At 38.5% G+C, this 13,716-nt stretch carries 15 protein-coding genes; 9 read left to right on the top strand and 6 right to left on the bottom strand.

Going from position 1 to position 13,716, the window contains the following annotated elements:
• Positions 1–27: 27 nt before the first annotated feature.
• From AM592_RS02435 to AM592_RS02410, 6 genes are all read right to left on the bottom strand, one after another.
• The gene (locus AM592_RS02435; RefSeq protein ID WP_053602301.1) at positions 28–747 is read right to left on the bottom strand and encodes a glycosyltransferase; all 720 of its coding nucleotides are present in this window, start codon (positions 745–747) and stop codon (positions 28–30) included.
• Between the two features lie 646 nt (positions 748–1,393).
• Positions 1,394–2,752 (bottom strand): LLM class flavin-dependent oxidoreductase, encoded by a 1,359-nt coding sequence (locus AM592_RS02430; RefSeq protein WP_053602300.1) that lies wholly within the window; start codon positions 2,750–2,752, stop codon positions 1,394–1,396.
• 19 nt (positions 2,753–2,771) lie between these two features.
• Positions 2,772–3,623, bottom strand: a complete 852-nt coding sequence (locus AM592_RS02425) for a MetQ/NlpA family ABC transporter substrate-binding protein (RefSeq protein ID WP_053602299.1) — start codon at positions 3,621–3,623, stop codon at positions 2,772–2,774.
• Positions 3,624–3,696: 73 nt separating this feature from the next.
• Positions 3,697–4,350 carry a methionine ABC transporter permease gene (locus AM592_RS02420; protein ID WP_053602298.1) on the bottom strand — a complete coding sequence of 218 codons (654 nt, stop codon included), beginning with the start codon at positions 4,348–4,350 and terminating at the stop codon, positions 3,697–3,699.
• Complete coding sequence (locus tag AM592_RS02415) at positions 4,289–5,371, bottom strand: methionine ABC transporter ATP-binding protein (RefSeq protein WP_053602297.1); 1,083 nt, start codon at positions 5,369–5,371, stop codon at positions 4,289–4,291. The genes AM592_RS02420 and AM592_RS02415 overlap by 62 nt, the downstream gene beginning before the upstream one ends.
• Positions 5,372–5,404: 33 nt before the next feature.
• Positions 5,405–6,235, bottom strand: a complete 831-nt coding sequence (locus tag AM592_RS02410; protein WP_053605954.1) for a MetQ/NlpA family ABC transporter substrate-binding protein — start codon at positions 6,233–6,235, stop codon at positions 5,405–5,407.
• Between the two features lie 363 nt (positions 6,236–6,598).
• On the opposite strand from AM592_RS02410, the gene AM592_RS02405 reads away from it, so the two are divergent.
• The 9 genes from AM592_RS02405 to AM592_RS02365 all read left to right on the top strand — a co-directional run bounded on the left by AM592_RS02405 (position 6,599) and on the right by AM592_RS02365 (position 13,711).
• On the top strand, positions 6,599–7,915 hold the full coding sequence (locus tag AM592_RS02405; RefSeq protein ID WP_053602296.1) for a homocysteine synthase: 1,317 nt from the start codon (positions 6,599–6,601) through the stop codon (positions 7,913–7,915).
• Between the two features lie 335 nt (positions 7,916–8,250).
• Entirely contained in the window at positions 8,251–8,439 is a 189-nt protein-coding gene (locus AM592_RS02400) for a YezD family protein (RefSeq protein WP_053602295.1), read from the top strand.
• A gap of 185 nt (positions 8,440–8,624) precedes the next feature.
• Complete coding sequence (locus AM592_RS02395) at positions 8,625–8,792, top strand: Fur-regulated basic protein FbpA (RefSeq protein WP_053602294.1); 168 nt, start codon at positions 8,625–8,627, stop codon at positions 8,790–8,792.
• Positions 8,793–8,826: 34 nt separating this feature from the next.
• Positions 8,827–9,291: a riboflavin kinase gene (locus AM592_RS25085; RefSeq protein ID WP_280882965.1), complete on the top strand. Its 465-nt coding sequence runs from the start codon at positions 8,827–8,829 to the stop codon at positions 9,289–9,291.
• Between the two features lie 365 nt (positions 9,292–9,656).
• On the top strand, positions 9,657–10,673 hold the full coding sequence (locus AM592_RS02385) for an LLM class flavin-dependent oxidoreductase (RefSeq protein ID WP_053602293.1): 1,017 nt from the start codon (positions 9,657–9,659) through the stop codon (positions 10,671–10,673).
• Positions 10,663–11,991: an LLM class flavin-dependent oxidoreductase gene (locus tag AM592_RS02380; protein WP_053602292.1), complete on the top strand. Its 1,329-nt coding sequence runs from the start codon at positions 10,663–10,665 to the stop codon at positions 11,989–11,991. Before AM592_RS02385 ends, AM592_RS02380 begins: the two co-directional genes overlap by 11 nt.
• Before the next feature lie 14 nt (positions 11,992–12,005).
• Positions 12,006–12,275: a glutaredoxin family protein gene (locus tag AM592_RS02375; protein WP_053602291.1), complete on the top strand. Its 270-nt coding sequence runs from the start codon at positions 12,006–12,008 to the stop codon at positions 12,273–12,275.
• Positions 12,276–12,338: 63 nt separating this feature from the next.
• Positions 12,339–12,869: a GNAT family N-acetyltransferase gene (locus tag AM592_RS02370; protein WP_098945178.1), complete on the top strand. Its 531-nt coding sequence runs from the start codon at positions 12,339–12,341 to the stop codon at positions 12,867–12,869.
• A 23-nt stretch (positions 12,870–12,892) separates the two neighbouring features.
• Complete coding sequence (locus AM592_RS02365; RefSeq protein WP_053602289.1) at positions 12,893–13,711, top strand: transporter substrate-binding domain-containing protein; 819 nt, start codon at positions 12,893–12,895, stop codon at positions 13,709–13,711.
• Positions 13,712–13,716 lie beyond the last annotated feature (5 nt).

Genomic DNA, 13,716 nt, shown 5'->3' with positions numbered 1-13,716 from the left:
TGATTCACTTTTATTAAAAATTCAAAATTAGTTATGCAGGTCCATTTCTTTAGTAATTAACTTACCTATTGCACTATCATACCTTTGTTTTATCATTTCAAATTCTTTAATTAATATCTCATGAAACCTTTGAGTTCCCATCTGATTGTGGATTCGATATTTAACGAGCGCTTCATGCATATAAAAGAATTCATAATGCTGCACGGCACGAAGCCAAAAATCGTAATCCTGTGTAAACTTTAATTTCTCATTAAAAAAGCCAATTTCCGAGAAAATCTTTTTATTCATCATGACAGTGCAGCCATTAATCGGATTTGAGACTAGTAAAAATTGCAAAAAACTAATTTTATCCATAAAGTATTTACCTGCAAATTCTGAGAAAACATGGGTATTTTCATTAATTAACGAAAAATTTGTATAGCTAATAGGGGTATTTTTCTGTCTCATGAAGTTTAGTTGTTTTGATACTTTATCTTTGTAATATAGATCGTCTGAGCTTAACCAGGCGATATAATCCCCTGTTGCATTCAAAATTCCTAAATTAAGAGCACTCGCCGTGCCTCCATTTCCCTTTTCCACATATACGATCCGTTTTAAAAAGGGAGTTAATTTTTCCGTATATTCAGTCGACCCATCGTTTACGACAATGACTTCAATGTTGGGATATGTCTGGTTTAATGCACTCTCAATCGCTTGGTCGATGTATGGGCAATTGTAGAATGGAATTACAATAGAAACCCTTGACATAAATGTTCTCTTCTTTCTAATAATATTTTGATTTGAAAACCAAAACTTCTCTGCTTTAAGCCAACTCACTTGCCTAATGACTTATTTATTAGGTTTGATTGAAAAGGAATTTCTCTTGTGAATACGATACGTGTTTGAAAAAAATTTCAACGTTATGTCATTCTTCTTCCAGGTCTTCGTTTTAGGTGCTAGAAAATCTTGTCGGGTCTGACCTCTCTTAATAAGCGATACAATATGTTATATGATAGATAAAAAAAGGATAGGGCTATTGCCATCTTTTCAAATTGTTTCTCAAAGGATTGAATGATTAGTATTAGTGGTCATGTACACAAAAAGGATAGATAGATCTAGAGTGAAAGGAAGGAATCGCTATGGAATATAATAATGAAAACATGAAGTCAAAAGGGGAGAAAACAAAAGGCTAGCCAAGAGGGACAAAAACACATAGGAGAAGATGTAGAGAACGCCAATCAAATTGCTAAGAAAAATGGAAAGAATATAATCAAAGATGCAACGAATGAACCGGGGCTCGGCGATCAAGACACGTCAGAAAATTAAATATTAAAAACTATTTTTAAAGAAGGCGGACCATCACGTGTACGCCGCCCTATTTTTTATACTTACTTTGAATTCTAGTAATTCTGTCTCATTTAGAAACTGTTTTATTTGTCCGGTCTTCTTGAACAAATTGATTATTAGGCTTATTGAGGTCTAAATGATCTCTAAGAGTATCTCCTTCATAATCGAGACGGAATAACCTCCGTTCCTGCAAAATAGGAATTACAAGATTCACAAAATCATTAAGCCCATCTGGCAGCAAGGGGAATTGAACCATAAATCCATCAGCAGCTTTTTCAGTGAACCACTTTTCCATCTCATCTGCAATTTGAGCAGGTGTACCGACAAATCCGTCTCTTCTTGCTGCACCAAAAAATCTCGTGTAAAGGTCGCCAATAGTTAGGTTTTCTTCCTCGATGATTTTTTTCATTTCAGTAAACTGGCTTTGGATACTGTTAACAGGAGGAAATTCCACCTCTGATGCAGGTGTATCAAGGCTGTATTTTGTGAAATCGACATTGCCCATGTATCCTGATACGAACTTCAAGCCTTCGTATGGATCAACGAGCTTTTGCAAGTCATAGTATTTTTGCAGAGCTTTTTCCTCAGTTTCTCCAACGATCGGGGAAATGCCGTGAAGGATGTGGAGTTCATCCTCGGTTCTGCCATACTCTGGGAGCCTTGCTTTAAGCTCTTTATAAAAGCTCTTTGCTTCCTCAATATTATCCCGATGGGCAAATACAACTTCTGCGGTTCTTGCCGCCAACCTTTGCCCCGGCTCAGAAGAACCAGCTTGAATTATTACCGGCTGTCCTTGCGAAGAGCGTGCAATATTTAATGGTCCTTTTACCGAGAAATATTTCCCTTTATAATGGAGTTCATGTACTTTATTTTGATCAAAAAACTTTCCTGATTCCTTATTATATATAAATGCATCATCTTCCCATGAATCCCATAACCCCTTGACAACATCAAGGAATTCTTCCGCTCGTTCATAGCGATGATCATGCTCCCAGTGATTTTCGCGGCTAAAATTCAGAGCAGTTTCTCCTGTAGCATCAGCCGTAGTCACAACATTCCAGCCTGCTCTCCCTCCGCTTACGTGATCTACAGATGCAAACTGACGCGCAAGCGTGTAAGGTTCATTGTAAGTCGTTGATGCTGTTGCCGCGATTCCGATTTTCTCTGTAGCCGTCGCCATTGCTGTAATGATTACGATTGGATCAAACCGATTCAGGATCTGCGGATGAGATTCTGCGTTTACTGCCAGGCTATCTGCAATGAAGGCAATATCAAATTTCCCTTTTTCCGCGATTTGTGCAAGCATTTTATAATAGGAAGGATCAATGCTTGCATTCGGTTTAGAATCAGGATGCCGCCATGAAGCAACGTGCATGCCTGTGCCGATTAAATACGCCGCAAGCTTCATTTTTCTAGCTTTTGTCATTTCCTTCCCCCCATTTAACCTATTTACTTTTATAAGTCTCTTTATAAGTACTCAATTCTTCCAAGCTAATAAAGGTTGGAATATAGTTTCCTTTATATGTTTCTTCTATGAATTTAGCAGTATCATCAGATTGATAGATTTCTACGAGTTTTTTTAAAGATGCTTTATCCTTATCTTCATTTCTCGCAGCAATGATATTAATATACGGCTTCGCTGTTTTACTTTCGTGAATAAGCGCGTCCTTCAAACTAAGGCCGGCTTCAACAGCGACACCATTGTTAATAATTGAACCTGCTGTGTCCTGCATGACTCGTGGAGTATTGGCTCCATCAACCGGAACAATTTCTATTTTCTTAGGGTTATCTTTAATTTTATCTTCACCGCCGTTACCATCAAAGTCATCAACAACGGTTAAGAGGCCTGCTTCCTGCAGAAGGATTAATGCCCTGCCCCAGTTTGACTGGTCATTTGGTACAGCAATTTGCGCTCCATCAGGAATTTCCTCAACAGATTTATATTTCTCAGAGTAAAGGCCCAGTGGAGCAATAATAGTCGTACCAATTGGCACAATATCAGTACCATTCTTTTCATTAAAAACATCTAAATAAGCAACGTGCTGAAATGCATTTACATCAATATCTCCCGCTGCTAATGACTGATCCGGGTCATACGCGGAAGAAAAATTCACAATTTCCAGCTCCAATCCTTCTTTTTCTGCCTTATCCTTGATAAATTCCCACGTACGAAGCTCTGAATTTCTAATGCCTACCTTAATTTTATCTTTTTCTCCTTTTCCGCTGGATGACACGCTTGAGCAGCCTGTTAAAGCAAGAATAACGATGAAAAATATGAATAATGCCGATTTCTTCATTTATAATTCTCCCCTGTCTTTTTATAACCAACGCTCTAATTCCCACTATTTGCAATTATGAAATAACAGTCTTTTATACTCTTCTGATTTTTCGTTCGACAACATTGCCGATCGACTGGATACCCTGTACGATGATAACAAGAAGAACTACAGTAACGACAATCGTAATCGTACTGAACCGTTGATAGCCATAGGTGATGGCCAAGTCTCCAAGTCCGCCTCCTCCAATAGCACCAGCCATTGCAGTCGCTCCTATCAATCCAATCGTTACCGTCGTTAAGCTTAGGATCAGGGAAGCAAATGCCTCAGGTATTAAAAATCGGAAAATGATTTGCATCTTTGAAGCACCCATTGCTTGGGCTGCATCGATAATGCCTTCTTTTACCTCAAGCAAGGAATTCTCAACAAGCCTGGACATATAAGGCCCAATATGTAAAACTAGCGGAACTATGGCGGCTGTTGTACCTATCGTTGTACCGACAACCAGCCTGGTAAACGGAATGATAGCCACGAGCAATATTATAAACGGAATAGATCTGAAGATATTTACGACCGGATTCAAGATCGAAAAAATAAACCGGTTTTCAAAAATATGTCCTTTTCGTGTAACAACCAGCAAAATTCCCAGCGGAATCCCAATCAAAGCTCCGAAAAAAAGCGAAGCACTAACCATGTACAATGTTTCCAACAAGGCTGCTATGATCAGTTCTGTGCTTACTTCTAACATTATCAATCACCTCTCTAATATTGACTTTTTGTTCTGAAATATAGGCCCTGGCACGTTCAATTTCAGCTTCGGCTCCTATCAACTCCACAATTAAATGACCGAATGGAATTCCTTGAAGCTCAGTAATATTTCCAAACAAAATATTGGCTTCGACGTCAAAAAGCTTGGCTACATCAGAAATAACATGCTGCCCTGTACTAGTTCCAAGAAATTCAAATTTATAAATTTCGCTATAGCGTTCACTGTTTTCCAGCAAATCATAAACACTTTGCGGAATTTCATCACGAACGATCGAACGAACAAAATTTTTGGCGGTCTCGGTTTGTGGATTTGAAAAAATATCAAAAACACTTCCCGTTTCAATAATTTTGCCGCCCTCCATTACGGCTACCCGATTGCAAATCTGTTTGATAACGTCCATTTCATGTGTAATGATCAATATCGTAATTCGATATTCTTCATTGATTTTTTTGAGCAGCTTCAAAATAGATTCTGTTGTTTGCGGATCAAGTGCCGAGGTTGCTTCATCACATAGTAGAATCGAGGGATTTGTCGCTAAGGCGCGAGCAATGCCCACCCTCTGCTTTTGTCCTCCTGAAAGCTGGTCTGGATAATTTTCAACTTTATCCTCCAGACCGACAAAACGAAGCAGCTCCTCCACTCGCTGTTTTATTTCCTTTTTAGGCTTTTTACTTAATAAAAGAGGCATTGCTATATTTTCAAACACCGTTTTTGAATCAAGTAAATTAAAATGCTGAAATATCATGCCGATATTTTTCTTCGCTTTCCTTAGCTCTTTATCGGACAATTTTGCCAAATTTTGCCCATCAACTATGACTTCTCCGGAAGTTGGAGATTCCAGCAAATTAACAGTACGGATCAGCGTGCTTTTACCTGCACCACTTAATCCGATTACGCCGAAGATATCACCTTTATCTACTGTTAATTGAATATCTTTTAGTGCTTCTATCTTTTTTCCGCCGCTTTCAAACATTTTAGAAACTTTTTCAAATTTAATCATGGCAATCCCTTCCCTGCATTATGTTAAGCTTTACTAGAAAGCCGGAATTACAGCACCCTCGAATGTATCTTCTATATATTTTCTAACCTCTTCTGTAGTTAGTTCCTTTGCCAGCTTTTGAATGCTTTCATCATCTTTTTTGTCTGGCGTCGTTACTAAAATATTTACGTAAGGAGATTCCTTTCCTTCTATAATCAATGCATCGTCAACCGGTTTAAGATCAGCCTCCAGGGCATAATTCGTATTGATCGCCGAAGCTTCCACATCATCGAGAGAGCGGACTAGAAGCGGTCCATCAACTGCGATAAATTCAAGTTTTTTCTCATTCTTTGAAATGTCTTCAACTGTAAAGGCATTATCGCCGGATTGATCATTATCAAGTTCGATAATCCCATTATCAGCAAACAGCTGCAGTGCGCGCGAAAAATTCACTGGATCTTTTGGAACAGCAACCTTTGCCCCTTCTGACAATTCATCAATCGATTTTATTTTTTTTGAGTAAACACCGAAGGGCTCAATATGCACTCCTTTTACATTGACAAGATTCAGTCCGCTATCTTTATTCGTTTGTTCTAAGTATGGTGTATGTTGAAAATAGTTTGCATCTAGTTCACCGTTTGCCGTTTGTTCATTTGTTTGTATCCCATCATTAATAGCTACAACCTCAAGTTTAATTCCCTGTTCTTTCAATTTAGGTTCAATAAACTTTAATATTTCTGCGTGAGGTGTTGATGCTGCGCCTACTTTTAGGACGACATCCTTCTTCTTGTCGCTCGTTCCAGTTGATGCTGCGCTGTCATTGTTGCCGCATCCACTTGCAATCATTAATAATATAAGTAAAATAAACCAGCGATACTTCTTCATTTGTCCGTCTCCCCCAAAATGATTCTTATTAAAATTACCTTTTATAAAAAAAGACAAAAACATTGAGAATATAATAATACTCATCGTTTTCGTCTCCAGTGGTCCGGTCGACAGTTATTTGATTGTATGATGGCTAACGATAAGGTATTCACATTTATTCCAACTAAACTTATCAGATTAATCTTGTTAAAAACAATAGCAAACACATTTTTACCTGTCAATAACAGCTTATAAAAATTTTAAAGATGATAACTTCTTTAAAACACACTTGACAGATAGGAATTATTGTAATAATCTCTGAATTAATTTTCAAAACAGAAATAAAAGAGGAAAATCATTTAGCAAATCTAAGGAGGAATTCAAATGTCAGAAGAAAGACGATTACGAAGCGAAACAAAATCTATTCATGCTGGACAGCAACTTGATCCCGCCACTTTATCCCGTGCTGTACCTATTTATCAAACCACTTCATTCGGATTTCGTGACAGTGAACATGCAGCAAGCTTGTTTGATTTAAGTGAAGAAGGCTATGTATATACACGAATTATCAATCCTACTACAGATGTTTTCGAACAGAGAATTGCCTCTTTAGAAGGCGGCGTTGGCGCACTAGGTGTTGCATCTGGACAGGCCGCAACCACATACTCTATTCTCAATATCGCTTCTTCTGGTGATGAAATTGTTTCCTCCAACAGTTTATATGGGGGAACATACAATTTATTTTCCTCTACCCTGCCCAAATTCGGCATTCACGTGAAGTTTGTAGACCCTGTAGACCCTGAAAACTTTAAAAAAGCCATTACTTCAAAGACGAAAGCCATTTACGCAGAATCTGTAGGAAACCCTAAAGGCGATATTTTAGATATTCAATCCGTTGCAGATATCGCTCATGAAAACGGTATCCCTCTTATTGTAGATAATACATTGCCGAGTCCGCATCTTTTGCGGCCGATTGATTTCGGAGCAGATATTGTCGTTCACTCAGCAACGAAGTTTATCGGCGGTCATGGAACCGCCATAGGAGGAGTGATTGTCGATAGCGGAAAATTCGACTGGGCTGCCAGTGGAAAATTCCCAGACTTAACCGAGCCAGATCCAAGTTACCACGGCATCGTTTACACTGAGGCTGCAGGTGAAGCCGCTTATATCACAAAAGCCCGGGTTCAATTATTAAGGGATATAGGTGCAGCTCTATCTCCATTTAATTCATTTCTTTTGCTTCAAGGATTAGAAACATTGCATCTTAGATTAGAACGGCATAGTGAGAATGCTCTGAAAACTGCAGAATTCCTAGAATCGCATGAACTGGTCGAATGGGTTAGTTACGCAGGTTTAAGCAGCCACCCATCATATTCGTTAGCTCAAAAATACTTACCTAAAGGACAAGGAGCTATTTTGACATTTGGAATAAAGGGCGGCGTAGAAGCAGCCAAAAAATTGATTGACTCTGTACAGCTATTTTCTCATTTAGCAAATATAGGAGACTCTAAGTCACTTATTATTCATCCGGCAAGCACAACACACCAACAACTGTCTGAACAAGAACAGCTCTTATCCGGGGTAACACCAGAACTTATACGATTGTCTGTAGGGACAGAGGCAATTGAAGATATATTAGAAGACTTAGACTCGGCACTTAAAGCCAGCCAACAATCGAAAAAGACTACACACGCTTCATAAACTTATTACCTTTTAGTAAAACGGTCATTTACAAAACGCTTCACGCTTTTCGTATTCACAGGACCCCTTATATAGGGGTTTTTCATTTTTATATGAGTATGTCTCAGCCCTCCCTCATGTTCATCCAGAAATAAGCTGATTAGATAGAAAAGAAAATATTTTTTTAAAAAAATCATTCTTGTGTTGATTTCGCTGAAAATCCATTATATGATATATAAAACCTATATAACCAATTGTTTAACTCGGAATTAATTTCTTATTTATCGCTGAGTCTAAATCCCGGCAAAAAGTCCATTTTGTTCGGGAGAATTACACTTGAAAAGGGGAGAAAGTAGTTGTCTTCAAAAAATAAAATTGATCAAGAAGTCATTGATAAAATCATCAGTTTTTTGGAAGGTATTGAGTATGGAACAATCCAGATCACCATCCACGACTCTCAAGTAACACAAATCGAAAAAGGTGAGAAATTTCGTTTTTCTTTGAAAAAAGGCGAGGAGCAGTTAAGAAGATTTAAAACGAACTAGAATAATGGTTTCAAAACTAACGAGCTTATATTTAACAATAATTTCTTATTTTCGACCTGCTTGTATGAAACCAACTGGATAATTAGAGGTTAAATTTATGTTATAAATGTGGAATTTTTTGTTTTGAATGACTCTTCTAATGATAAACGATAAAACGTTAGCTTTCTAAAGGGGAGGATAAATAAATGTCCAAGTTGAGTGAAGCAGTATATCGGAGGAAAGAAAAATTAATTGAAGAGTTAATTGCATTAGGTATATATAAAAAAGAGGAACATCATCTCTATGAATTAACATTATCTGAGATTGAAACTGAATACAGTCATGAAATAGAACGAAAGAAACCACTTGAATAACTTAAAGGCTTAATCGACTAAAGGAGTGTTTTCGTTGGCATTAACAGCTTCATCTCCAAACTTTAATGAAGATCGGCTTATTTCAGGCAGAGTAGTCACAGGCAGGAAGCTAGGAAGACAATTAGGCTTTCCTACAGCTAATATTGATGCGAATGTTAACGGCTTGGTTAATGGAGTTTACGGTGTCGTTGCCGAACTCCGTGAAACGAAGTATTTAGGTGTAATGAATATAGGTGTAAAACCAACTGTTGATTCAAATTTACAAAAAACAACGGAAATATTCCTATTAGATTTTAATGACAATATATACGGAGAATATTTAGTATGCGAGTTACTCTTTAAAATTAGAGAGGAAAGAAAGTTTGCTTCATTAGAGTTATTAAAGCAACAAATCAAGGAGGATATTTTATATGCGAAAGAACGTTTTAAACTCACTGGAATTACTACAAAATCCGAGCAAAACTACTTTACTGAAAAACGAGTATTTAAATCTTCCTGACTTGAGCTTTTATAACAAATGCAATCAAATGTACCGTATAAATAGAGGGGTATATAATTCAATAGATAATTGGTTTTACGAGTATGGTGTGATTAATATTATGTTTAGACGCATCTATATTTTAGCTTTTTTAGAATTTGTGAAAGACGAAAATCATGATTCTCAGAAATTTATGAGATTTGGACATGGCGGACTGACGATAAAACTTAAGGAATTCACTACGACTTTTTCAAATGAATATTTTGTGACCAGTCAACTGGAGCAGCAATTCTTACACTAGAAGAATGTGCTGCTTTTTTTATCATTAATTTTGAAAGTCACAGGTCGTTAGATAGAAAACTGATTAATAACTGGAGGAACAACATATGGGTTATAAGCTTGGTTTGTTGGATCAAAGTCCAATTCATGATGGAGAGACAGCATTTGATGCACTGCAGCAAACGATTCGTCTAGCCCAACAGGCAGAAGAATGGGGCTATTCACGTTTTTGGGTTTCAGAACATCACCATGCAGAGCAACTGGCTGGATCATCACCTGAAGTGTTAATCTCCTATTTGCTGGCCAGGACGAATTCTATCCGTGTAGGATCAGGCGGCGTTATGCTTCAGCATTACAGTCCTTATAAAGTAGCTGAAAATTTTCACGTCCTATCCACATTGGCACCTGACAGAGTAGATCTTGGCATTGGAAAAGCTCCAGGCGGCCTCCCCCTTTCCACAAGAGCACTGCAGTTCGGAACGATAAATGATGGAAAAGATTTTGAAGGCAGATTCTCATTTCTGCATCAATTACTTGAAAATTCAGTCGATAAAACGCATCCGCTTGCGGGTATTCAAGCTACACCGCTTCCGGCTGGAAAAACGGAGAACTATTTACTTGGCGCAAGTCCTAAAAGTGCAGAATTGGCTGCTAAATTTGGCTGGAATTTCGTTTTTGCAAGATTTATTAACAGCGATGATACGATTCTTGAAAAAGCGGCCAAAGTTTATCACAGTCAATATCCTGAAGGAAGGTTTATCGTATCGGCCGCTGTTATCGCTGCATCCACACAGCATGAAGCTCAGCAACTTGTAAAATATCAAAAAGTGTTTAAGGTCCATTTAAAAAGCGGGAGGAGATTTACCCTTCAATCAGCCGAGCAGGCAGAAGCCTTTGGAACGCAAGCCGGAGAGCCGTATGAGGTAACTGCACATGAGTTAGATATAATTGCCGGAACTCCGGCGTTTGTACACGAAGAACTAGAGCATTTGCATAAAACATACGGCGTGGATGAGTTTATATTGCATTCCCCCATCCAGCAAAAAGAAGCAAGAAGCACGTCTTTTTATCTATTAAGCCCTGCTTATACGAATGCAAAAAGGAATGAAAAATATGTCTTATAAAAAACAAATTCAATTTGGTGTCATGCTCCATGGAGCCGGGGGACATATGAATTCGTGGAAGGATCCAGCAGTTCCGGCGGATGCAAGTGTAAACCTGAAGTATTATCAATCTATTGCAAAGCAGGCTGAAGCAGCAGGGTTTACATTCGCATTTGTTGCAGACGGGCTGTACATTAACGAAAAATCAATCCCTCACTTTTTAAATCGTTTTGAACCTATTACGGTTTTATCTGCACTTGCAACAGTTACATCAAAAATCGGCTTGGTTGGAACATTGTCAACATCTTACAGCGAACCATTTACTGTCGCCCGCCAATTTGCATCATTGGACAAAATAAGCGGCGGTCGTGCTGGCTGGAATGTTGTTACTTCCCCGCTCGAAGGCTCTGCGGATAACTATAACAAAGGAAAGCATCCGTCTCATGCACTGCGTTATGAAATTGCAAATGAGTACTTGCAGGTTGTCAAAGGCTTGTGGGATTCATGGGAGGATGATGCTTTTTTACGGAATCGGGAAACGGGGCAATTTTTCGATCAAAATAAGCTCCACACACTAAATCATAATGGCCGGTTCTTTCAAGTAAAAGGACCGCTCAATATTGAAAGATCTAACCAAGGACAGCAGGTTATTTTTCAGGCAGGTGCATCAGAAGCAGGACGAAATCTTGCTGCAAAAGAAGCCGATGCAGTGTTTACTAATGCCGAAAGCCTTGAAGAAGCACAATCGTTTTACAAAGATGTGAAGCAGCGGGCTGAATCGCTTGGCCGAAATAGAGATGAAGTCCGTATTTTCCCTGGCATTCACCCGATAACTGGAGAAACGATTGAAGAAGCTGAAGAAAAGTACAGATCTATACAAGAACTTGTATCCATAGAAGATGCACTTAATTACTTAGGCAGATTTTTCGATCATTTTGATTTTAGTGTATTTCCACTCGACGGGCCCTTTCCCGATGTTGGTGACGTAGGTAAAAATAGCTTTCAGTCGACAACTGATCGAATTAAACAGAAAGCACGGGAACAAAATTTAACACTTCGTGAAGTTGCCCTGCAGGTAACAACGCCGAAAAGCACTTTTTTTGGGACATATGAACAAGTTGCCAATCAATTCATTTCCTGGATTGAAAACAGCGGCGCAGATGGATTTATTTTTGGAGCACCGATCCTATCAAGCGGTTTGAATGATCTCATTGAGAATGTCATTCCGATTCTTGAAAAAAGAGGGTATTACAGCCGCGAGTATAAAAGCGATACGCTTCGAGGAAATTTGGGTCTTCCCTATAAGGAAAATCAATATACAAAACACACAGTTTATTAAAGGAGGAAGTTAATTTGTCAAATACATTTTCAGTAATCGTCTGGTCAAAAGAAGGATGCCATTATTGTGAGGAAGTCAAACAATATCTGAAAGAAAAACAGGTCGGTTATCAAACGATTGATGTCACAGACAACGATGATCGCCGGGACATTTTAGAAGCAAAATACGGCGTCCGCCATGTACCAGTAGTTGAAATTGGTAAAAATGGAATTTACGAAGGCGTAACTAAGGTTGGTATCGACCATGTAGAGAAAGCATTGGCACCGTATTTACAAACTTCGTAATGTTTTTCGTTTTAATCCGAGTAAAAACATTAGATTAATAAATATTTCGGGGAGGGAATGAAATTGACGCAAACAATCCGATTGGCTTTACCGGAGGATGCTCACACCGTCCTAGAACTTACACTTCGGTCATACGAACCGATCCGAAAACTGAACATTAATTTTACAGCTGCAAATGCTGACTTACAGCTTGTTTTGAATAATATCACCCGAAATGCGATGTACGTTCTTGAAGACGAAGGTAAGATTATTGCGACTGTAACAGTCAGGTATCCTTGGGCTAATCCTGATCACAGCGATCCTTACCCGTTCATCTGGTGGTTTGCCGTAGATCCGGAATACAAACAGAAAGGTATTGGTTCAAAGCTGCTCAATTTCGTAGAGGAAAACGTGCTACGCGATCAAGTGAAAGCTCCAGCAGTTTATTTAGCTACAGCCGAACGCCATCCTTGGCTCGTCTCGATTTATGAACGAAGAGGTTACCGAATTTTTGATGAAAAAATATACGAAGGCGACAAAATCGTCTTTCTTCGGAAAATTTTAAACGAACCTCTATACCGCATAATTGAAAACAAAGAACCAATTAGCAGTTAATAAGTTTGTTTTAGGAGGAAATGATGGATAAGAAAATCTGGTTACTATTCATATTATTATTTACTTTTTTAGCTTCAGCATGCTCAGGTGGAGAAACATCGGCAGGCTCTGATTCTGGAAGCGCAAAGAAAAATGTTCAAAAAATTATTGTCGGAACGGGCACACAATTCCCGAAAATCTGCTTTTTGGATGAAAACGGCAAGCTGACCGGGTATGATGTGGAGCTCGTTCGTGAGATTGACAAGAAGCTTCCGGAATACGAATTTGAATTTAAAACGATGGAATTTTCTAATCTGTTACTTAGCCTTGAAACGAACAAAATTGATTTTATTGCTCATCAAATGGAAGTGAATGAAGAGCGCCAGAAAAAATTCTTATTCAATAAAGAACCATATAACGTGTTCCCTCTCCATGTGGCGGTTCAAAAGGACAATAATACTATTCAATCGATCAAAGATTTAACTGGAAAAAAAGCAGTCGTTAGTGCAACGAGCAACTCCGCTGTATTCCTAGAAAAATACAATAAAGAAAACAATGCGGGTATTGATATTGTGTATTCGGGTCAAGGTGCTGATGATTCGATCAATCAAATTCGCACAGGTCGTGCGGACGCAACAATCACCACTCCATTTGCTGTTGATTTTAGAAATGAACAGGCGGATGCCCAGCAAAAAATTGTCGGCGAGCCGCTGTTGAATTCAAAGGTGTACTTCCTGCTCCGCAAAAATGAAACAACTTTGCAAAAGCGAATTGATGAAGCTCTTGTTGAACTAAAAAAAGACGGAGTTGTAAGTGAGCTAAGTAAAAAATGGCTTGGTGCTGACTACACAGTAGATTTTTAATAGTA

It is taken from the genome of Bacillus gobiensis, assembly GCF_001278705.1.
GTDB lineage: Bacteria > Bacillota > Bacilli > Bacillales > Bacillaceae > Bacillus > Bacillus gobiensis.
This window is presented reverse-complemented; position numbering and strand designations above follow the sequence as displayed.